At 70.3% G+C, this 18,098-nt stretch carries 24 protein-coding genes and 1 pseudogene; 13 read left to right on the forward strand and 12 right to left on the reverse strand.

Going from position 1 to position 18,098, the window contains the following annotated elements; translation table 11 throughout:
* Positions 1–201 precede the first annotated feature (201 nt).
* The 3 genes and pseudogenes from IF17_RS0134225 (at position 202) to IF17_RS1000000138240 (ending at position 1,547) form a co-directional block, all read left to right on the forward strand.
* Positions 202–825: an MSMEG_1061 family FMN-dependent PPOX-type flavoprotein gene (locus IF17_RS0134225; RefSeq protein WP_051884203.1), complete on the forward strand. Its 624-nt coding sequence runs from the start codon at positions 202–204 to the stop codon at positions 823–825.
* Positions 826–851: 26 nt separating this feature from the next.
* Positions 852–1,224 (forward strand): annotated as a pseudogene (locus IF17_RS1000000138235) (type II toxin-antitoxin system RelE/ParE family toxin); the annotation flags it as partial.
* A gap of 107 nt (positions 1,225–1,331) precedes the next feature.
* On the forward strand, positions 1,332–1,547 hold the full coding sequence (locus IF17_RS1000000138240) for a helix-turn-helix domain-containing protein (protein ID WP_032773017.1): 216 nt from the start codon (positions 1,332–1,334) through the stop codon (positions 1,545–1,547).
* A gap of 101 nt (positions 1,548–1,648) precedes the next feature.
* Here IF17_RS1000000138240 and IF17_RS0134240 read toward each other — a convergent pair whose 3' ends face one another.
* From IF17_RS0134240 to IF17_RS0134250, 3 genes are all read right to left on the reverse strand, one after another.
* Complete coding sequence (locus IF17_RS0134240) at positions 1,649–3,172, reverse strand: catalase (protein ID WP_030574795.1); 1,524 nt, start codon at positions 3,170–3,172, stop codon at positions 1,649–1,651.
* Between the two features lie 194 nt (positions 3,173–3,366).
* Positions 3,367–3,633, reverse strand: a complete 267-nt coding sequence (locus tag IF17_RS0134245) for a GlsB/YeaQ/YmgE family stress response membrane protein (RefSeq protein WP_030574797.1) — start codon at positions 3,631–3,633, stop codon at positions 3,367–3,369.
* Positions 3,634–3,771: 138 nt separating this feature from the next.
* Positions 3,772–4,428 carry a TetR/AcrR family transcriptional regulator gene (locus IF17_RS0134250; protein WP_030574800.1) on the reverse strand — a complete coding sequence of 219 codons (657 nt, stop codon included), beginning with the start codon at positions 4,426–4,428 and terminating at the stop codon, positions 3,772–3,774.
* 70 nt (positions 4,429–4,498) lie between these two features.
* Here IF17_RS0134250 and IF17_RS0134255 point away from each other — a divergent pair, with 70 nt between their 5' ends.
* Positions 4,499–5,269: an MBL fold metallo-hydrolase gene (locus IF17_RS0134255; RefSeq protein WP_030574803.1), complete on the forward strand. Its 771-nt coding sequence runs from the start codon at positions 4,499–4,501 to the stop codon at positions 5,267–5,269.
* Positions 5,270–5,319: 50 nt separating this feature from the next.
* Here IF17_RS0134255 and IF17_RS0134260 read toward each other — a convergent pair whose 3' ends face one another.
* Positions 5,320–5,727 carry a RidA family protein gene (locus IF17_RS0134260; protein WP_030574806.1) on the reverse strand — a complete coding sequence of 136 codons (408 nt, stop codon included), beginning with the start codon at positions 5,725–5,727 and terminating at the stop codon, positions 5,320–5,322.
* A gap of 111 nt (positions 5,728–5,838) precedes the next feature.
* On the opposite strand from IF17_RS0134260, the gene IF17_RS0134265 reads away from it, so the two are divergent.
* Both IF17_RS0134265 and IF17_RS0134270 read left to right on the forward strand, forming a co-directional pair.
* Positions 5,839–6,264 (forward strand): winged helix-turn-helix transcriptional regulator, encoded by a 426-nt coding sequence (locus tag IF17_RS0134265; RefSeq protein ID WP_030574809.1) that lies wholly within the window; start codon positions 5,839–5,841, stop codon positions 6,262–6,264.
* Positions 6,264–6,740, forward strand: a complete 477-nt coding sequence (locus tag IF17_RS0134270) for a hypothetical protein (protein WP_030574812.1) — start codon at positions 6,264–6,266, stop codon at positions 6,738–6,740. Before IF17_RS0134265 ends, IF17_RS0134270 begins: the two co-directional genes overlap by 1 nt.
* 15 nt (positions 6,741–6,755) lie before the next feature.
* Here IF17_RS0134270 and IF17_RS0134275 read toward each other — a convergent pair whose 3' ends face one another.
* On the reverse strand, positions 6,756–7,238 hold the full coding sequence (locus IF17_RS0134275) for an RICIN domain-containing protein (protein ID WP_030574814.1): 483 nt from the start codon (positions 7,236–7,238) through the stop codon (positions 6,756–6,758).
* A 215-nt stretch (positions 7,239–7,453) separates the two neighbouring features.
* Between IF17_RS0134275 and IF17_RS0134280 the strand changes: the two genes are divergently transcribed.
* Positions 7,454–8,053 carry a GNAT family N-acetyltransferase gene (locus IF17_RS0134280; RefSeq protein WP_030574817.1) on the forward strand — a complete coding sequence of 200 codons (600 nt, stop codon included), beginning with the start codon at positions 7,454–7,456 and terminating at the stop codon, positions 8,051–8,053.
* A 31-nt stretch (positions 8,054–8,084) separates the two neighbouring features.
* Here the strand turns inward: IF17_RS0134280 and IF17_RS0134285 are convergent, their stop codons facing one another.
* Positions 8,085–9,014: a S66 family peptidase gene (locus IF17_RS0134285; protein WP_030574820.1), complete on the reverse strand. Its 930-nt coding sequence runs from the start codon at positions 9,012–9,014 to the stop codon at positions 8,085–8,087.
* Positions 9,015–9,284: 270 nt separating this feature from the next.
* Between IF17_RS0134285 and IF17_RS0134290 the strand changes: the two genes are divergently transcribed.
* Together IF17_RS0134290 and IF17_RS1000000139410 are read left to right on the forward strand one after the other, a co-directional pair.
* A complete protein-coding gene (locus tag IF17_RS0134290) occupies positions 9,285–9,890 on the forward strand; it encodes a hypothetical protein (protein WP_157851193.1) in 606 nt (201 codons plus the stop codon).
* Between the two features lie 172 nt (positions 9,891–10,062).
* On the forward strand, positions 10,063–10,233 hold the full coding sequence (locus IF17_RS1000000139410) for a hypothetical protein (RefSeq protein ID WP_167344547.1): 171 nt from the start codon (positions 10,063–10,065) through the stop codon (positions 10,231–10,233).
* Between the two features lie 39 nt (positions 10,234–10,272).
* Here IF17_RS1000000139410 and IF17_RS0134300 read toward each other — a convergent pair whose 3' ends face one another.
* Positions 10,273–11,241 carry an NAD(P)/FAD-dependent oxidoreductase gene (locus IF17_RS0134300; protein ID WP_237667336.1) on the reverse strand — a complete coding sequence of 323 codons (969 nt, stop codon included), beginning with the start codon at positions 11,239–11,241 and terminating at the stop codon, positions 10,273–10,275.
* Between the two features lie 86 nt (positions 11,242–11,327).
* On the reverse strand, positions 11,328–11,741 hold the full coding sequence (locus IF17_RS0134305) for an ATP-binding protein (protein ID WP_030574828.1): 414 nt from the start codon (positions 11,739–11,741) through the stop codon (positions 11,328–11,330).
* 112 nt (positions 11,742–11,853) lie between these two features.
* On the opposite strand from IF17_RS0134305, the gene IF17_RS0134310 reads away from it, so the two are divergent.
* Both IF17_RS0134310 and IF17_RS0134315 read left to right on the forward strand, forming a co-directional pair.
* A complete protein-coding gene (locus tag IF17_RS0134310; RefSeq protein WP_030574831.1) occupies positions 11,854–12,687 on the forward strand; it encodes a helix-turn-helix domain-containing protein in 834 nt (277 codons plus the stop codon).
* Positions 12,684–12,896, forward strand: coding sequence for a DUF397 domain-containing protein (locus IF17_RS0134315; RefSeq protein WP_030574833.1), 213 nt, complete (start codon positions 12,684–12,686; stop codon positions 12,894–12,896). The genes IF17_RS0134310 and IF17_RS0134315 overlap by 4 nt, the downstream gene beginning before the upstream one ends.
* A gap of 87 nt (positions 12,897–12,983) precedes the next feature.
* Here IF17_RS0134315 and IF17_RS0134320 read toward each other — a convergent pair whose 3' ends face one another.
* The 3 genes from IF17_RS0134320 to IF17_RS0134330 all read right to left on the reverse strand — a co-directional run bounded on the left by IF17_RS0134320 (position 12,984) and on the right by IF17_RS0134330 (position 14,693).
* A complete protein-coding gene (locus IF17_RS0134320) occupies positions 12,984–13,226 on the reverse strand; it encodes a hypothetical protein (protein WP_030574835.1) in 243 nt (80 codons plus the stop codon).
* 176 nt (positions 13,227–13,402) lie between these two features.
* On the reverse strand, positions 13,403–14,287 hold the full coding sequence (locus tag IF17_RS0134325) for an AraC family transcriptional regulator (RefSeq protein ID WP_030574837.1): 885 nt from the start codon (positions 14,285–14,287) through the stop codon (positions 13,403–13,405).
* A gap of 172 nt (positions 14,288–14,459) precedes the next feature.
* A complete protein-coding gene (locus tag IF17_RS0134330) occupies positions 14,460–14,693 on the reverse strand; it encodes a hypothetical protein (RefSeq protein WP_030574839.1) in 234 nt (77 codons plus the stop codon).
* 147 nt (positions 14,694–14,840) lie between these two features.
* On the opposite strand from IF17_RS0134330, the gene IF17_RS0134335 reads away from it, so the two are divergent.
* Entirely contained in the window at positions 14,841–15,848 is a 1,008-nt protein-coding gene (locus tag IF17_RS0134335) for a YdcF family protein (protein WP_030574841.1), read from the forward strand.
* Positions 15,849–15,983: 135 nt separating this feature from the next.
* Complete coding sequence (locus IF17_RS0134340) at positions 15,984–16,490, forward strand: GNAT family N-acetyltransferase (RefSeq protein WP_030574842.1); 507 nt, start codon at positions 15,984–15,986, stop codon at positions 16,488–16,490.
* A gap of 188 nt (positions 16,491–16,678) precedes the next feature.
* Here IF17_RS0134340 and IF17_RS0134345 read toward each other — a convergent pair whose 3' ends face one another.
* Positions 16,679–18,070 (reverse strand): hypothetical protein, encoded by a 1,392-nt coding sequence (locus IF17_RS0134345; protein ID WP_030574845.1) that lies wholly within the window; start codon positions 18,068–18,070, stop codon positions 16,679–16,681.
* Positions 18,071–18,098 lie beyond the last annotated feature (28 nt).

Here is an 18,098-nt window from a genome sequence, read left to right on the forward strand (position 1 = left end):
GGCGGCGACGGCCGGATTACGGTGGTGCACGGTGTCTCACCCTTGCTCATCGGCGCGTTCTGTCGGCGGGGCGCTCCGGCGCACGGGCCGTCCGCACCCGGGCACCCCGAAGAAGGCAGGACAGGGGGCCCAAAGTAAGGTCACCCTAACAGCGCCGGTCCGCCCCCACACCGCCGCACCCCACGAGCCCGGAGCGCTTCCTTGCCGTACGCCGCCGACGCCGCCGACGCCGCCGACCCCGCCTCTTCCTACGGCCCCTCCTCCGGCCCGCTGGCCGGGGCCGTACCCCTGGGCTCGGCGGAAGAGCTGCGCGAGATCCTGGGCACCCCGCACCCGATCGTGATCGACAAGGTCCACGACCGGCTCACCGAGGACGACCTGGCGCTGCTGGCCCGCTCCCCGTTCTGCGCGGTCTCCACGTCCGACGCCGCCGGCAACTGCGACGTCACCCCGCGCGGCGACGGCCCCGGCTTCACCCACGTCCTGGACCCCGGCACCCTGGCCCTCCCCGACCGCCCGGGCAACCGCAGGGCGGACAGCTTCCACAACATCCTGTCCAACCCGCACGTGGGCCTGCTGTACCTGATACCCGGCGCGATGGACGTCCTCCGCGTCAACGGCCGCGCCCGCATCCTGACGGACGCCCCGTTCTTCGACGCGATGACCCTGAAGGGCCAGCGCCCGAAGCTCGCCCTGGTCGTCGAGATCGACGAGATCTTCCGCCACTGCTCGAACGCGCTGCGCCGGTCGGGGGTGTGGGCGCCGGAGACGTGGGAGGGGGCGGCGGACCGACCGGCGGTCGACCACCGGCCCGGCGGGGCATAGTACGTGCGCCATATATCATTGATGCTATGCACGGGGTGCGGTTCACGATCGAGATCGAGCCCGAGGTGCACCTCTGGCTGGAGAGCCTCCCGCTCCACCACTACGTGATGGCCGAGCAGAAGGTCGATCGCCTGGCGGAGCACGCCACCACCCTCGGTGAGCCGTACAGCCGACACCTGGGTGGCAAGCTTCGCGAACTGCGTTTCGATCTCGGGGACAACGCCCAGCACATCACTTACTGGTTGGCCCCGGACCGCCGCGTCGTATTGCTCACGGTTTTCCGGAACCAGGATGCGTGAGACAAGCGAGGTCGAACGCGCGCTCGCAGCCCAGGAGGTCTGCGAGGCGAGCCATGAACCGGCCGCCGAGTACGAGGTCTACAGCCGGCCCGTCAAGGAGGAACTGCGACGAACCGCGCCGAGTGGAAGACCCGCCGCCACCGTGCGCTCCTCGGTGAAGCGGTCGAGGAGAACCCCGAGTACGACCGGCTCTACGAGGAGGCCGAGCTGGCCCACGATCTCGGTCAGCTCGTCTACGACCGGCGCACCGCGCTCGGCCTGTCGCAGGCCGCGCTCGCCGAGCGCTGCGGCATGAAGCAGCCCCAGATCTCCCGCATCGAGGGCGGCGGAACCATGCCGGCCATCCCGCTCCTTAGGCGCCTGGCCCGCGCCCTGGACGCCGACCTGACCATCGAACTCACCCCGCATCACGCCACCGCCTGAACGCGGAAGCGCACGGCGCACGACAGGCCCCCACCCCCGCCGACAGCGGGGAGGGGGCCTGTGCCGTAGTCCTGCCGTGGCCCTGAGGACGGGCCGTCGCCTCAGGCCTTGTGCTGCATCGACGAGCGGGCCGGGTTGGCCTGCTTCGCCGCCTTCGGGTCCTTCTCGCCCGCCTTCGCGCGGACGCCCTGCTCCACGCGCTTGCCGAGCGTGCTGTCGACGTTCGACCAGTACGTGAACGCCCGCTGGAGCACCGGCTCGGTCACTCCGTTGAGCAGGTGGCCGACGATGTTGTCCACCAGCCGGTCCCGTGCCGCGTCGTCCAGGACCTCGCGGACCATGGTGCCCGCCTGGCCCCAGTCGTCGTCCTCGGCGTGGTCGACGTAGGCCGCCCGGGTGATGTCACCGTCGGCGTACCAGCTCGGCGGGGTGCCGTAGCGCTCCGTGTCGGCCGCCGGGCCGCCCTTGGAGTTCGGGGCGTACACCGGGTCGCTGGTCTTCCGGTACGCCATCGCTCCGTCCTTGGAGTACGTGTGCACCGGGGCGACGGGGGCGTTGACGGGCAGCTGCTGGTAGTTGCCGCCGATGCGGTAGCGGTGCGCGTCCGCGTAGCTGAAGAGGCGCGCCAGGAGCATCCGGTCCGGGCTCGGGCCGATGCCGGGGACGAAGTTGTTCGGCTGGAACGCCGCCTGCTCGATCTCCGCGTGGTTGTCCGTGGGGTTGCGGTCCAGCGTCATCCGGCCGACCTCGATCAGCGGGTAGTCGCTGTGCGGCCACACCTTGGTCAGGTCGAAGGGGTTGAACCGGTAGTCCTTCGCTTCCTCGTACGGCATGATCTGGACCTTCAGCGTCCAGCTCGGGTACTCGCCGTCGCGGATGTGCTCGAACAGATCACGCGTGTGGTAATCCGTGTCCGCGGAGGCCATCTGGTCGGCCTCGTCCTGCGTGAACGTCTCGACGCCCTGGTCGGTCTTGAAGTGGTACTTCACCCAGAACCGCTGGCCCGCCTCGTTGATCCACATGTACGTGTGCGAGGTGTAGCCGTTCATGTGGCGCCAGGTGCGCGGGATGCCCCGGTCGCCCATCAGCCAGGTGACCTGGTGGGCCGACTCCGGCGAGAGCGTCCAGAAGTCCCACTGCATGTCGTGGTCGCGGAGGTTGTTGTCGGCCCGGCGTTTCTGGGACCGGATGAAGTGCTGGAACTTCATCGGGTCCTTCACGAAGAACACGGGGGTGTTGTTGCCCACCATGTCGTAGTTGCCTTCGCTGGTGTAGAACTTCACCGCGAAGCCGCGCGGGTCCCGCCAGGTGTCCGGGCTGCCCCGCTCCCCGGCGACGGTGGAGAACCGGATGACCAGGTCGGTCGTGATGCCGGGCTGGAAGAGCGCGGCCTTCGTGTACGCGGAGACGTCCGAGGTCACCTCGAACTTCCCGAAGGCCCCGCTGCCCTTGGCGTGCGGCTGACGCTCGGGGATGCGTTCGCGGTTGAACTGGGCCATCTGCTCGATCAGGTACGAGTCCTGGAGCAGGATCGGCCCGCCCGGGCCGACGGTGAGCGAATGCTCGTCGCTCTCCACCGGGGCGCCGGAGTCGGTGGTGGTCGGCTTGCGCGAGGTGTCGGTCATGTCGTCGTTTCCTCTTGTTTGTCTTCCGCAGGCGTGTCGGCGGCGGCTCCTGCTACGGCTGCCCTACTAGCCCTTTGCCAATGTAGGCAAAAACGGACGAATTGACCCGTCGAGGGCGAGGGCTCGGCAGGGCACGCTCGGGGTGCCGAGCCGGAGTGCCGGGCCGGGTCGCCGGACCGGGGTGCCGGACCGGGTCAGCGCGACCGCTGGCCCGTGACCACGCGGTAGAGCAGCAGAACGATCACCGAACCGACGATGGCGGCGATCCACGTCGACAGGCTGAAGAATCCGTCGATCGAGTCGACGCCGAAGATCACCTTGCCCAGCCAGCCGCCGAGCAGACCGCCCACGATGCCGATCACGATCGTGAGGAGACAGCCCCCCGGGTCCTTGCCCGGAGTCAGCGCCTTGGCGATGAGCCCGGCGAACAGGCCGATGAGGATCCAGGCGATGATGCCCACGAAAGTCTCCTTCTACGTTGCCGACGTACCGGCACCCCTGTGGTGCCCGACCCCCTCCGCGTATCCCCGGAGCGGAAGCTCACACATGGGCCGGGCCGCGAGCATCACCCCGTCGACGGCGTCATTCGCCGCCACGCGTTACGCCGGACGGGCAGACCCGGGGCCCAGCAGGGCCGCGGCGAGCATGTCGGCCAGCCACCCCTCGTAGCTGTCGGCGGACCAGCCACGGCCGGCGGTCAGCTGGGTGAACAGGTGCGGCCCGGTCAGCGCCCAGCAGGCGTCCGCCAGGCGTACGGTGTCGGCGCCGGCGGGCAGGACGCCCGCATCGGCCAGGTGGGCGACGAAGGCGGTGATCCCGGTCAGCCGCTCCTCCTCGCTGAGGCCGAGGACCTGCCCGACGTCCGGGCCCGCCGCGCCCAGCAGGGCGAACAGGGCGGCGAGGCGTTCATGGACCCCCCGGACGAACGCGGCGTACAGGCGGAGCTTGGCGTGTACGTCGCGGGTCTCCCAGACCGCCCTGAGCTGGGGGCGCTCGGCCATGGCCACGGGTTCGTCGTCCCCGGCCAGGGTGGTGTCCCACAGCGCCTTGACCAGTCCCGGCTTGCCTCCGAACGCCTTGTAGACGGTCTCCGGCGAGACTCCGGCCCGCTCCGCCACCGCGCGAATGGTGGTGGCCTGGTAGCCGTCACTGAAGAGCAGCTCCCGGCAGGCCGCCAGAACGGCGGCACGGTTGCGGCGCGCGGCCTCCTGCCGACGCCCTGAGTCGTAGGGCCGACGCGGGGTGTCACCGGGCATCCTCTTCCCTCCCAAATCCATTACAGTCAACTGTATCGAAAGTTTGGCCGCCCCGAGGCCGGAGGAACCCATGCCCCGCTCCCCCCCTTCCCGTGTCGCCCCCGGCGTGGACCGCCTCGGCGACGACGTCGTCAACTTCTACCTGGTCGAGGAGGCCGACGGCCTGGTCCTCGTCGACGCCGGGCTGCCGGCCCACCTCGGACAGCTACGCGAGCACCTGGCCGCCGCCGGCCGCTCTCCGGCCGACATCCGCGCCGTGCTCCTGACCCACGGCCACCCCGACCACACCGGCCTGGCCCGCACCCTCCAGCAGGCCGGCGCGGACATCTGGGTCCACGAGCAGGACGCCGCCATCCTCCGCGACGGCCCGCGCAGCGCCCTGCGCCACGCCAAGCCGGAGCGCTCCATGCTGCGCTACCTGCTGCGCCGGCCCGCCGCGATCGCCACCCCGCTGCACCTCGCCCGGAAGGGCGCCTTCACCGCCCCCGCCGTTCCTGGCGTACGGGTCTTCGACACCGACCGGCGGCTGGACCAGGTCCCCGGCCGCTCGCAGACCGTCGCCCTGCCCGGCCACACCCCGGGCAGCACCGGCTACCTGTTCCCCGAACGCGGACTGCTCTTCACCGGAGACGCCCTGGTCACCCACGACGGCCTGACCGGGCACACCGGCCCCGCCCTGGTCTGCCGCGGCTTCACCCACGACACCCCCACGGCCCTGGCCTCCCTGGACCGCATCGACGCGCTGCCCTCGGGGACCGTGCTCCTGCCCGGCCACGGAGAGCCGGTCACCGGCGACCCCCACGCCGCCACGGGACAGGCCCGGGCGGCCGGGCAACGCTGAGCACCGGCGGGAGGCGACCTGCCCGGAGGGGCCGGGGCCCCTCCGGCCGCTCAGTCCAGGACCGCCGTCGCCTCGATCTCGACCAGATGCTCCGGTACGTCGAGTGCCGCGACGCCCACCAGCGTGCCCGGCGGGACCGGGGTGACGCCGAGCTTCTCCGCCGCCCGGGCCGCACCCTCCAGGAACCGCGGCATCTTGTCGGGCGTCCAGTCGACGACGTACACCGTCAGCTTCACCACGTCGTCGAAGGTGCCGCCCGCCCCGGCCAGGGCGGTCCCGATGTTGAGGTAGCACCGCTCCACCTGGGCGGCGAGGTCGCCCTCGCCGGCCGTGGTCCCGTCCGCGTCCCAGGCGACCTGCCCGGCGATGAACACGAGCTTCGAGCCCGTCGCGATGGCGACCTGCCGGTACGCACCGACCTTGGGCAGTCCCTCGGGGTCCAGCAGAGTGATGGCCATGTCCGACGCCTCTCCTCGGGGAGACCTCTCGGTCTCTTGCGGTTACCCAGGAACCGTAGGAGAGTCAGCGCTGACGTGGAAGAACGCACTTATGGGTGACGGAGGAACCTCATGGTGACCAAGCAGTTCAGCGGCTCGCCCGACGAGGCGGACCTCCGGCGCGCGGACTCCCTGGCGCGGGAGATCTTCTCGGACGTCGCCAACAAGTGGGCACTCCTGATCATCGAGGCCCTCGGTGACCGCACCCTGCGCTTCAGCGAGGTGCTGAAGGAGGTCGACGGCATCAGCCACAAGATGCTCACCCAGAACCTGCGCATGCTGGAGCGCAACGGCCTGGTCGAGCGGACCGTGTACCCCACCGTGCCGCCGAAGGTCGAGTACACCCTCACCGAGCCGGGCCAGGGCCTGCGCGGGACGGTCCACCTCATGTGCGACTGGACCCAGCGGCACCTCGGCCATATCGAGGAGGCCCGGGGCCGGTTCACGTCCCCGTCCGACGCAACGTCCGGCCCCCTCCGCGCGTCTGTACAGACGTGATCGATTTCCTTGACCCGTCCACCGAGGGCGGCGCCGCAGACGAAGAAGTGACCGTGAGACCCGGCCCGTTGTGGCGCCACGCCCTGTGGGTGGCGGGCGTCACCGCTCTCGGGGTGGGCCTGGGCTGGGCGGGCTCGCTGTTCCGCCTGGGCCCGGACGACTACGGGCTGCTCGCCGCCGCCCCGGGGTCGCCCTGGACGTACGTCGGCATCTGGGCCGTCACCGGCCTGGCCACCGCCGGCGTCCTGCGGGCCGCGGCGGCCAGGGTGCCGGTCCCCTCCCCGGGCACGATCGCCGTCCTCCTCCTCGTCATAGGCACGCGCCTCTCCCTGGGCTGGCGCCCGGAGACGCCGGAGCTGGCCGCGATGGCCGGCGCCGCGCTGGTGCTGGCGGGCATCTGGGCGGCGATCGCCCTGCGTGCGAACGCCGTTGCGGGAAGGACACCGAAGCCGGAGGAGAGCCCCGGCGCATCCTGATGACGGATCAGCGGGTCACACCAGGGTCATGCTGATCTGCTCCCCCAGGACGGTCCAGTGCTGGCGGATCCCGGACGGGTTGCACGGCTCCACATTGACGATCCGGGTTCTCGGATAGTCGCTGGTCAGACACATGCCCGGGTGCGCGGACTGGAAGATCGCCTCGCCGCTGACAGTCCAGCGCTGACGGGTACCCGAGTTGCACGGCTCGACGTTGACGATGCGCGTTCTCGGGTAATCGCTGGTCAGGCACATGCCCGGGTGCGCGGACTGGGATATCGCCTCGCCACTGATGGTCCAGCGCTGACTGGAACCGTAGTTGCACGAGCTGACGTTGACGATGCGGGTCGTCGGATAGTTGCTGTTCAAGCACATGGCCCCGGCGGCCGGGACCATTCCGGCGGCCGGGGCGGCCGCTGCCGCGACGGGTGACGGCAGAGCGAAGGACGTCAGGGCGAGCAAGGCGGGCACGAGGAGCTTGCGGAACACGCTGGACATGAGGGCAACCCTTCACGGTCGACAGTGGAGGCGATGAGGCGCTGAGACCTCGAGGCGCTCAGGCCTTGAGCCTCAAGGCGTTGAAAGATTCCCCTCAACTCGCCTTCTCTGTAGTCCACTTGCTGGAAATGGATCGTGATCCGGCGCAAAGCCGTCGCCCTCGGATCGGCACCCCACCCCCACCACCCAAGATCATCGCGTGCAGAATGGCCTTTATGCCGATATCGAACATCCCGCGTACGGCTACGGCCGACGACGCCCCGGACCTCAGCCGCACGCTCGCCCTCGCCTTCGACGACGACCCGATGATGTGCTGGTTCTTCCCCGAACCCGCCTCCCGCGAGGCAGCGTTGACCCGCTACTTCGCCACGCTCTTCACCCGGCAGTACGTCCACCACGGCGTGTGCGAGCGCACGGAGGCGGCGGCCGCGTTCTGGGTGGAACCGGAAGCGCAGGCCAAGGCCGTTCCCGACGCGGAGACCATCCAGGAGCTCCAGAACCTCCTGGGCGACCGGGCCGGCCTGTTCCGCGACGCCGTGGAGACGGCCGCCCGCCACACGCCCCAGGAACCGCACTGGTCCCTGGCGTTGATCGGCGCCGACCCCGCCGCCCAGGGCCAGGGCCACGGCGCCCGTCTCCTCCGCTCGGGCCTGGCGAAGGCCGACGCGGCGGGGCAGCCCGTCTACCTGGAGTCCTCCAAGGCGTCCAACCTCCCCGTCTACGAACACTTCGGCTTCACCGTGCGCGAGGAGCTCCAACTCCCCGGCGACGGCGGCCCGAAGCTCTGGGGCATGTGGCGCGAGCCGCGCGGCTGAGCGACGTGAGGTAGGGGAGCCGGCCCAGGCGTCAGTCCAGCGTCTGGGTCAGCTCGCTGCGGGTCCCGGTATGCACGACCCGGCCGCGCGCCCCGTTGACGATCGGCAGGTACGGCGGAACGTGCCCGCACTCCACATCGGCGATGATGGGCACGTTCAGCGAGCCGAGGGCGTCGAGCACCGCTTCGTGCTGGGTGAGCGAATCGGTGCCGGGTGCCGCGGTCCGGCCGACGAGGATCGCGTTCGCGGTGTCGAAGAAGCCGGCCAGCCGCATCCCGTGCAGGTTCCGGCAGATGGCGAAGGCGTCGTCGCCTCCCGCTTCGACGTAGACGAGGAGCCCCTGCGGGGACTCGGCCCGGGCAAAGGCGGAGACGTCGAGACAGGCCGTTCCCGCGAGGTTGCAGAGCATCTCGATACAGCCCCCGATCAGGCGCCCCTCGGCCTCCACATCCCCCTCGCCGTCCAGCCGGGTCCATCCGCCGGGTGTGTCCAGCGTGTATGTGCGTACGTCGGGTCGGGTGCGGTAGTCGTCCCAGCCCGTGGCCCGGTGGCGGCCGGGCGGTATCTGCGTGAAGCGCTGCCCCGCAGGCGCGGAGACGATGTCGAGCCACGACAACAGCCCCTCGGGCACTCGGTAAGGCGTGTCCATGAGGTTGTTGCCGTGCACGGTGGCCGTCCCCGTGAGCAGGGTGAACGGCGTCATGACGGTCGACAGGTCGGAGAACCCGACCAGCCAGGTCGGCTCGGCCTCACGCAGGCGTTCCCAGTCCAGCAGAGGCAGCAGGTCGATCGCCGTCTCCCCGCCCCAGGGCGGCACCACGGCCCTGATGCCGGGGTCCGTCAGCATCGCCGTCAGCTCGGCGGCGCGCTCGGCCGCCGGGGCACTGACGTGACCGTCGCCGCTCATGCAGCCCCCGACCACCACCTCGTACCCCTGGGCCTCCACCTCGCGGATCGCCACGTCGAGGCGTCCCTGAAGCTCTTTCGGGACTCCGCTCGACGGAGATGTGACGCCGACACGGTCGGCGGGACGCAGGGGGCGTGGGTAGCGAACTGACATGCGGCGGATTCTGACAGGCCGAGGATTCCCCGGCACCTATTTTTCACGGACCTCCGGAGAGGAATCAGCCATTCTCGAATCCGGAAATCGCCCTGCAGGAACGGTGCGTCCACCGAGGAACTCCTGACGTACAGGGTGCAGGAGCACGATCGGCTCGCAACCGGGGGGATCATGGCCAGTCCAGGACCAGCACGCATCTTCGCCACAGGCGCGACCGCCACGGTGGCGGTGCTCGCCCTCATCTATCTGCCCGTCCCCACCGAGACGTCTCCGCCCCGGACCACGCCATCGGCGAGCACCGCCGACACCGCCGAACTCACCCGGGTCGCCAGGAGTTACCTCCAGCAGCGGGCCGACATGGTGACGGCCGCCCGTCCGACGGTGGAGGCGGCGAGCGGGCGCCTGCGGACCACCCCAGGCATGACGGCCCGCGCCCGGAGCGAGCTGGCCGCGCTCGTGAAGAAGGGCCTGCGGTACGAGGGCATCGCCATCAGCTACACAAGGGCCCGGGTCGACGTCGAGGTCACCTCCGCGGACGTCACCGGCCGGACGGCCACGCTCCGACTCACCGACCACACCCGCCTGTACTTCGCGCTCACTCCGCAGCAGGTCGAGGACGGTTCGCCGGAGTGCGAGGAGTCGTCGCTCCCCCGCACCATGACCTTCGCCCGGGGAGCCGACGGCGCGTGGCTGCTCGCCTCCGACCGGGTCGACGAGGCGGGCGGGCCACTCCCGACGACCGAGGTGGACGAGGCAGGGTTCGACGCCGCCGCCTGAGTGCCCGGACGCCTGAGTGCCTCACCCCCTGAGCACCTTGCCGCATGAGTACCTTCCACCCCCGCCCTGAGTACGACAGCCCCTCCACCATCGGGCCCCGCCCGTGCGAGAGTTCACCCCGGGGCCGGGGGGCTCCGGTGACGGATATGTGCGCGATGGGGTGGGGCGAACCGTGGATCTGTTCGACGCGGAGCTGGGCGGTCGGGACGAACCCGAGGCGGGGGACGGGGGCGGCTGCTCCTGGGTCACCGTGGTGATCATCGGGATTTTCGTCCTGCTGGCGGTGCTGACGCATGCGCTCTTCGGGTGGGCGCGGGACCTCCTCTCGGCCGTGTTCTCGTAATGGCACCCGCCGGGGATCCCGGCGTCCGGGCGCTCGTCCTCAGCCGCGCCGCCGCGCCTCCACGGCCGTACGGGTGTCCTCGGCGATCAGGTCGCCGTTGATCGCGCCCGCCGCCATGAGCCCGGCAGCGGCGGCGCCGATGACCTGTTCGGTGAGGCGGGTGACGTTGCCCGCCGCCCAGACACCGGGGACCTCCGTCGCGCCGACCGGGTCGGTGGGGATGTACGTACCGATCACTTCACCGCCCATCTCCTGCGCGACCGGGACCAGGCCCAGCGATTCGAGTACGGCCGAGCGGGCGGTGAAGCGGGCCTGGATCACGAGGGCCTCGCGCGGGACCACCCGGCCGCCCGCCAGGCGTACGCCGGTGAAGCGGTCGTCCGTGACCTCCAGGCCGGACACCTCGCCGTCCACCACGGCCACCCCGCGCGCGGCGAGCTGCTCGTACTCCTCATCCGTCGGCTCCGGGCCCGTGTGGCGGAAGAGGGTGACGTCGTCGCTCCACTGCCGCCACATCAGCGCCTGATGTACGGCGAGGGGGCCGGTGGACAGCACCCCGATCGGGCGGTCCGCCACCTCGCGCCCGTGGCAGTACGGGCAGTGCAGCACCTCACGCCCCCAGCGCTCCGCAAGACCCGGTACGGGCGGCAGCTCGTCCACGAGCCCCGTCGTCACCAGGAGCCTGCGCGCCTCGACGGTGGAGCCGCCCTCCATCACCACCCGGAAGCCATCCTCCCCCTCCCCCGGCAACCGCTCGGCCGAGGCCACCCGGCCCTCGACGATCTCCCCGCCGTACCCGGCCACCTCACCCCGGCCGATCGCCAGCAGCTCACCGGGCGGGGTCGACTCGCGGCCCAGGTAGTTGTGCACATGGGACGCGGGAGCGTTACGGGGCTCCCCCGCGTCGATCACCAGCACCGAGCGCCGGGCCCGCGCCAGGGTCAGCGCCCCACTCAGGCCGGCCGCCCCGCCTCCCACGATCACCACGTCGTACCGCTGCTGCTTCATGTCGGTCATGCGGACCACCTCCAGTTGGTGGAGATAGTGCGCGCAGGGCGGACCGAACGACAAATGCACTTGCCGAAACGGCAAGGTCACCCGAGGCTGAACTCGCACCACACGATCTTGCCGGGGTTCCGCTCGGCCACCCCCCACTTGTCCGCCAGCGCCGAGACCAGCAGCAGCCCGCGGCCACCCTCGTCCTCCACGCCCGGCAGACCGTCCGCCATCCGGACCTCGCCGTCGCCGCTGTCGTGCAGCTCGATGCGGATCACGTCCTCCATCCGGTCCAGGAAGACCTTCACCCGGAAGCCGCGCCCCGGCGGGACGCCATGGCGGAGGGCGTTGGTCGCCAGTTCGGTTACGCAGAGCAGTACGTCGTACGCGCGCTCCTCGTACCCCCACTCGATCAGAGTCTTGCGGGTGAACTTGCGTACGACCGGGATGGAGCTGCGGTCACGGCAGTAGAAGGCCGTGTGGAAGCAGGGGAGTTGAGTTGTCTCGTTCATGCTTCCACGCTCACACAACGTGACTACGGTGATGCAGCGCGGAAGGCCGTACATCTCATTTGTACGGCTTCTGACGGGTCAGCAGCGGGATGGAACGGGGAGAAGGCACGTCATGCAACCGGGAAAGCGGAACAGGCGAGTCAGTTCGTGGCATGTGATCGGGGCGCAGCTCGCCCACTTTCGCAAGAGGGCAGGGCTGACCCAGCCGGCCCTGGCCGAGCGGCTCGGGGTCGGCGAGGACACCATCGCCTCCATGGAGCAGGGGCGTCGGGCACTCAAGCTGGACTTCGCCATCGAGTTGGACGAGCTGCTGGACACCAAGGAGGCGTTAGAAGTGGCGGTGAGGAAGGTTCCGAGGGAGGAGCGCTACAAGGCCTTCGCTCAGGACTTCGTGGAGTATGAGCGGGACGCCGTAAGCCTGTTCTGGTACGAGACCCAGCTCATCCCGGGACTGCTCCAGACCGAGGCGTACGCACGGCTCATCTTCTCCTGCCACTATCCGCCCCTCGAAGTGGAGGAGATCGAAAACCGGGTGACTACCCGACTCGACCGGCAGAAGCTGCTGGAACGCAAGCCCCGACCGCTCCTCCACTTCATCCTGGAGGAGAGCATCCTGTACTCCGAGTTGGGCGATCCCGAGGTGATGCGTGAGCAACTTCTCCACTTGCGGCGCTGCATGGATCTGCCGTTCGTCAGCATCCAGATCATGCCTCGGAAGACACCCAAGCATGCCGGTCTCGCCGGGCCACTCGTTCTCTTGGAAACGCAGGATCACGATCAGCTCGGCTACGCAGAGATGCACATGCGCTCCGAGCTGTACGACGATCCAGCCCACGTCAGCGCTCTGATGCAGAAATATGGGATGCTGCGGTCGCAGGCGCTAACCGTTGAGGAGAGCGTCCGGCTACTGGATGCACTGCTTGCCGCACTGCTTGGAGAAACATGACCCGCGCAGCCGACCTGGCCTCCCGCTCCACCGCCCTCCGCTGGTTCAAGTCCAGCTACAGCAGCGACCAGGGCGGCGCCTGCGTAGAAGTGGCCACCCGACCCGCCGCCATCCACATCCGCGACTCCAAGGTGACCGACGGCCCCGTCCTCACCGTCGAGCCCGCCGCCTGGAGCGCCTTCATCCACGGCAGCGGCACCGCGCTCTGAGCCCGACGCCCCCACCTGCACCACACCTCCGCCCCGCCCCCGGCCACTCAGCCGGAAACGGGGCGGTTCTCATGTGTACGGGACGGCCTAGTAGCGCACCCACAGCTCGTACACGCTCGGCTGCGCCGCGAACGGCTGACAGATGAAGAGCGGGCTCCAGATGTGGGCGGCGGCGCCGGCCGCCCCGGCGGCCTGGCACTCCGCCTGGGACGCGTAGTGGCCGCGGATCGTGTAGCCGCCGCCCACAGCCGACGCGGTGGAGGCCGTGCCGAGGACCATCGCGGCTGCCGCGACTGCCGTGACCGCGAGCGCGGTGATTCGTGTACGCATGTCGGTAACTCCGTTTTCAGTCAATGCACATGACAGTGCATCAGTGAATGGGTAGAGCCGAACCGATCAGCGCGCGCCGCCGAGTGAAAGCTAGCGAGCGGCGAGCCCTCGCACAATAGGTCTGGACCAATAAGGAGGCGCATATGCCCCCTGGCCGTAAACCGGCGCTTTTCCGCCTATGCGATCGGGCCGCGATCCGTCCGCTCCACCGGGATCCAGAGCTCCGCCTCCGCCCGCTTCCCCTCCTCGTAGAGCCGCACGCGCAGGATCTCCGGGCCGGGCCGGGAGGCGTACGGGTTCGAGGGGAACCACTGGGTGTACACGTCCCGCCAGAGATACTGGAGGGCCTGCGGGAACGGGCCCTCGCTCTCGAAAACGGCCCAGGAACCGGCCGGTACGTGGAGGGAGTCCAGGTCCGCCGGAGGCTCCTGGGGGCCTGTCACCACCCCGTGGTAGTAGTCCAGTTCGGTGCCCTCGGCCCGGCTCGGGTCGAGCTGGTCGCTCACCCCCAACAGCCCGGCCGGCTCCTGGTCGGAGAGGGCCGCGATGCGGTCCAGCTCCTCCCGGCCGATGCCACGGATGAACTCCGCGATGGCCTGATTCGGTCCCTCGTGGATCAGGGGGACGCGTGCCTTCCTCCCCACCACCCGGAACGCTTCCTTCTCCACCAGCCTGTACCGCATGGCACTGCTCCCTTCGACGACGAGCCGGAAGGTCAGGCGTTGCTGGGACCGCAGAACCGCACCGCTCCGCCGGGCCTCACCCGGTCCGATGCCGTGCACCGACCGGAACGCGCGGGCGAAACCCTCCCCCGTGTCGTAGCCGTACCGCACGGCCACGTCCAGCAGCGTCCGGTCCGGGTCGCCGAGGACCTCGGCGCCCGCGAGGGTCATACGGCGACGGCGGATGTACTCCGCCAGCGGAACGCCCGCCAGCGCGGAGAACATCCGGCGGAAGTGGTACTCCGAGGTCATCGCGATGCGCGCCAGTTCCGCGGCCTCGATGCGCTCACCGAGATGGGACTCGATGTGGTCCATGGCCTCGTTCAGTCGTTCCAGCAACCCTGTCCCGCCTTCCTTTCCCGTTCACCGTAGGAAGGGACCAGCCTGCCGGACCCGACCGTCCGTGCCCGGATCGGTCGGTCGGGCGGGCGGTCGGTCGGGAGGGGAAGCCGGGCATGCGAGAAGGCGGCCCATCGGATCTTCCCGGTGGGCCGCCTTGTTGTCTGTCGGTTCAGCTGAACCGGGCGTCGGAGAGGGTCGTGGTCACCGTGCCCGCGGTGGAGGAGGTCGTCTCCGCCGCGCCGTCGACGACCTTGCCGAGCTCGCTGACGTTGTCCAGCGCGCCCAGGCTGATGGGCGGCTCGGCCGCGTGGGCGGTGTCCCCGCCTCCGGGGTGCGGGGCGATGGCGGCGATGACCGCTCCGGTGGCGAGAGTGACGGCGGCGAGAACGCTTCGCTTCTTCATGACGGGTTCAACGGCTCAGCCCCGGGAAAGGGCACGCCCTGAATTTGCGCCCTGAATTTCCGGGGTGCCGGACGGGTCCGGTTCCGGGCCCCGGCCGGGCCCCACCTCGCCGTCGGCCGCCCGCACCCCGCCCCCTACTCTGTGCCCATGCTCGTCTACGTCCCCGCGGCGCTCCTCTTCCTCGTCTTCTGCGTGAGCGTGCTGCACGACCGCAGGAAGTTCAGCAACGCCGTCGTTCTGGGGCTCGCCGTGCTCTGCGCCCTGGCCGCCTGGCTGTACGAGCTCATCCGGTCCGACTCCACCTCGGGCGCGGTCGCCGCCTGGTCGCTGCTCGTGCTGGGGGCGGTGGCCGTCCTTCTGCTGACGTACTTCCTCTTCGTCAACGGCGTACGGATGCTGCGCAAGGAGGGCAGGAGTCCGTCCAACCTGCTCTCGCTGGCCGCCGCCCTCGCCATCGTCGGGGTCGTCGCGCTGCTGGCCGCCGCCGTGAGCGTGCGGAATCCGGTGCTGATCGGGGTGGCGGCCGCCGCCGGTGGGCTGGCGCTCTACTTCTCGTTCCTGTTCCTGTGCTTCGTCTGTTACGCGTTTCTCTACGGGCGGCTGCGCGTGCGCCGTAAGGCCGACTTCGTGGTCGTGCTGGGGTCCGGGCTCATCGGCGGCACCACCGTGCCGCCGCTCCTCGCGAGCCGGCTGAAGCGGGGGCAGGACGTGCACGCGCGGCTCGCCAGGCGCGGGGGCTCGCCCGTGCTCATCACCTCGGGCGGGCAGGGGCCGGACGAGGAGCTGCCGGAGTCCCACGCCATGGCCGACCACCTGGTGGCCGAGGGGTTTCCGGCCCATCTGATCCGGCGCGAGGACCGGTCGACGTCGACCGAGGAGAACCTGCGGTTCAGCAAGGCGATCATGGAGGAGGCGAAGCCGGACTACCGGTGCGTCGTCGTCACGAACAACTACCACGCCTTCCGCGCTGCCCTCACCGCCCGCCGGATGCAGATCCGGGGACAGGTCGTGGGCTCGCCCACCGCCGCGTACTTCTGGCCCAACGCGACACTCCGCGAGTTCGCCGCCGTCCTCGTCGACTACAAGCGGATCAATGTGGTGCTGTGCTCGTTGATCGTGGTCGGGGGCGTGCTCGTGTGGTGGGCGGTGCGGTAGCAGCGGCCTCCTGGTCCACAGGCCTCTGGTGCCGCATCGGACAGCCTTCGCCACGGAGTTGGTGCGGGTAGGTCGCGGTGAGCTGGGGCGGCGATGCGGCCGATCGTGTCAGTGGTGGAGCCTACTCTCAGCGCCATGAACACTCTTCGCCTTGAATCATGGTCCGACGCGGGTCTGAAGCTCCTGCACCGCCAGAACACCCCCGAGATGACCGAACATCTGGGAGGGCCCGAAACCGAGCAGGCGATCATCGATCGTCATCAGCGTTACCTGCGTCTCGAGAGCGGCGAGATGCTGATCGTCCGGCTCGGTGACGAGGTGATCGGTTCGGTCGGGTACTGGGAGCGGGAGCGGGACGGTGAGGACGTGTACGAGACCGGATACGGGATCTTGCCGGAGTTCGGCGGTCGCGGATACGCCGCTACCGCTCTGCGGTTGGCAGCGGACCGGGCGGCGGCGCGTGGCGCACGGCGCTACCTGCATGCGTTCCCCCACGTGGACCACGCGGCGTCGAACGCGGTGTGCCGCAAGGCCGGGTTCGAGCTCGCCGGCGAAGTCTCTTTCGAGTACCCCAAGGGGACCTGGCTGCAGTCCAACGACTGGCGGCTCGACCTGAGCGCCCTGGATGTCCGACCGGCCTGATCACACTGGCGCACGCATACGTCTCGGCGATCGGGCCTCGGACCGGCCACCAGCCCCCGCGTCAGGCAACGTTCGCCCTGGTGGCGACTTCGCGTAGGCGCTGATCGGCGGCGTGCTTTTTCCGCCGCATGATGTAGTGGCGGATCATGCTGCCCTGGGCCTTGTGGCGAAGGTTGTCTGGTGCGGCACTAGAAGCCGCCTCCGTCGAAGCCGCCGCCACCGAACCCTCCGCCGTCGCCGAAGCCGCCACCGTCCCCGAAGCCGCCGAAGCCGGACGAGTCGAAGTCGGAGCCGGAGAAGTCGCCGCCGCCCCACTCGCCGCCCGCACCGCCGCCGAAGTCACCGCCGCCGTACTCGGAGGCGTACGCCGGGGTGGCGAGCATCGAGCCGAGCATGGTGCCGACCAGGAGGCCGGGGAGCAGACCGCCGCCGAAGTAGCCGCCGGCCCAGGGGCCGTACGCCGGGCCCGCCTCCCAGTACGGGCGGCGGTTGCCGTCGCCGATGTCGACCGTACGGCTCATGGGGTCCTCGCCCCGCGTCAGCCGGATCTCGTCGGCGCCGCAGACCGGGACCTCGCGGGACGCGCCGCCGGAGGGGGTCCAGAGCACGTCGGTGACCGAGGGGCCGTGGCGCGGGTCGAAGAAGCACGGTGGGCGGCGGGCCGGGATCGCCGCCCCCGTGCGGCGGGCCTCCAGGACCGCCAGGGAGTAGCGGCCGTCCTCCAAGGACTGGGTGACCCCGCGCACGTCCGATGGGTGCTCGGCCTTGGCCATCTTCGTCTTGGCGCTCTCGTAGGAGTCCAGGGCGCGTTCGTAGTCGCCGCGCATGGCGTCGTCGGCGCCCGGTTCTGCGGGGTGGAAGTCCAGGCGCTCCAGCTTCTCGCCGTACGCGGTGATGTCCTCGTCCACCACGACCCGCAGCTTGTCGAGGGCCGCCCGCTCCTCCTCCGCCTTCCGCCGCTTGTTCCGGCGCGAGATCGCGTACGCACCCGCGCCGCCCGCCGCCACCAGGGCGCCGAGCGTGATCAGGCCGGAGACCGGGGCGCCGGGTTCGCCGGAAGCGCCCGAGCCGCCGGACCAGGAGGCGGGGGCGGTGCCCCGGGCCTGTTCGACGGCCCGGTCGACGAAGGCGTTGAGCTGGGAGGTCGCGTCGGTGTCGGTGGCCGGGTTCTTGACGGAGGCGGTGAGGTTGTCGACCGCCCTCGTCGGCATGACCTGCGGGTCGGCGCCCGCGTCGAAGCCGTCGCCGAGGCGTATGGCGTAGACACCGGTGATGCCGGTGTCGCTGCGCAGCGTGTTGAGGAGGCCCTCCTCGGGGAAGGCCTCGGTGTCGGGCAGGACGGCGACGAAAACCGGCTTGTCCGCGTTCTGGATGGTGGCTTCCAGGGCCTTCTCGTCAGCGACGGAGAGCTGATCGCGGGCGGCCGGGTCCACATGGACCGGGTCCTCGCGCAGGGCCTGGGCGGCGTCGGTGATCGTCGCCGCGGGGGCGGCCGACGCAGGGGAGGTCAGGGCGAGTGCAGCCGCTGCGATGATGAGCAGCAGGCCCGCCAACAGCGTGGGGAAGAGCCTTTTCCTCATACTTAACGCTACTCCAGACGGGCGACGA

It is taken from the genome of Streptomyces cyaneofuscatus, from assembly GCF_000718135.1.
GTDB classification, from domain to species: domain Bacteria; phylum Actinomycetota; class Actinomycetes; order Streptomycetales; family Streptomycetaceae; genus Streptomyces; species Streptomyces cyaneofuscatus.

What these genes read in the sequence shown, in the direction of transcription:
- IF17_RS0134330 (WP_030574839.1), bottom strand. Translation starts at nt 14,693, where the DNA reads ATGAAGAAGCGAAGCGTTCTCGCCGCCGTCACTCTCGCCACCGGAGCG.
- IF17_RS0134280 (WP_030574817.1), top strand. Translation starts at nt 7,454, where the DNA reads ATGCCGATATCGAACATCCCGCGTACGGCTACGGCCGACGACGCCCCG.
- IF17_RS0134250 (WP_030574800.1), bottom strand. Translation starts at nt 4,428, where the DNA reads ATGCCCGGTGACACCCCGCGTCGGCCCTACGACTCAGGGCGTCGGCAG.
- IF17_RS0134290 (WP_157851193.1), top strand. Translation starts at nt 9,285, where the DNA reads ATGGCCAGTCCAGGACCAGCACGCATCTTCGCCACAGGCGCGACCGCC.
- IF17_RS0134310 (WP_030574831.1), top strand. Translation starts at nt 11,854, where the DNA reads ATGCAACCGGGAAAGCGGAACAGGCGAGTCAGTTCGTGGCATGTGATC.
- IF17_RS0134240 (WP_030574795.1), bottom strand. Translation starts at nt 3,172, where the DNA reads ATGACCGACACCTCGCGCAAGCCGACCACCACCGACTCCGGCGCCCCG.
- IF17_RS0134305 (WP_030574828.1), bottom strand. Translation starts at nt 11,741, where the DNA reads ATGAACGAGACAACTCAACTCCCCTGCTTCCACACGGCCTTCTACTGC.
- IF17_RS0134300 (WP_237667336.1), bottom strand. Translation starts at nt 11,241, where the DNA reads ATGAAGCAGCAGCGGTACGACGTGGTGATCGTGGGAGGCGGGGCGGCC.
- IF17_RS0134340 (WP_030574842.1), top strand. Translation starts at nt 15,984, where the DNA reads ATGAACACTCTTCGCCTTGAATCATGGTCCGACGCGGGTCTGAAGCTC.
- IF17_RS0134335 (WP_030574841.1), top strand. Translation starts at nt 14,841, where the DNA reads ATGCTCGTCTACGTCCCCGCGGCGCTCCTCTTCCTCGTCTTCTGCGTG.
- IF17_RS0134320 (WP_030574835.1), bottom strand. Translation starts at nt 13,226, where the DNA reads ATGCGTACACGAATCACCGCGCTCGCGGTCACGGCAGTCGCGGCAGCC.
- IF17_RS0134255 (WP_030574803.1), top strand. Translation starts at nt 4,499, where the DNA reads ATGCCCCGCTCCCCCCCTTCCCGTGTCGCCCCCGGCGTGGACCGCCTC.
- IF17_RS0134275 (WP_030574814.1), bottom strand. Translation starts at nt 7,238, where the DNA reads ATGTCCAGCGTGTTCCGCAAGCTCCTCGTGCCCGCCTTGCTCGCCCTG.
- IF17_RS0134345 (WP_030574845.1), bottom strand. Translation starts at nt 18,070, where the DNA reads ATGAGGAAAAGGCTCTTCCCCACGCTGTTGGCGGGCCTGCTGCTCATC.
- IF17_RS0134265 (WP_030574809.1), top strand. Translation starts at nt 5,839, where the DNA reads ATGGTGACCAAGCAGTTCAGCGGCTCGCCCGACGAGGCGGACCTCCGG.
- IF17_RS0134260 (WP_030574806.1), bottom strand. Translation starts at nt 5,727, where the DNA reads ATGGCCATCACTCTGCTGGACCCCGAGGGACTGCCCAAGGTCGGTGCG.
- IF17_RS0134315 (WP_030574833.1), top strand. Translation starts at nt 12,684, where the DNA reads ATGACCCGCGCAGCCGACCTGGCCTCCCGCTCCACCGCCCTCCGCTGG.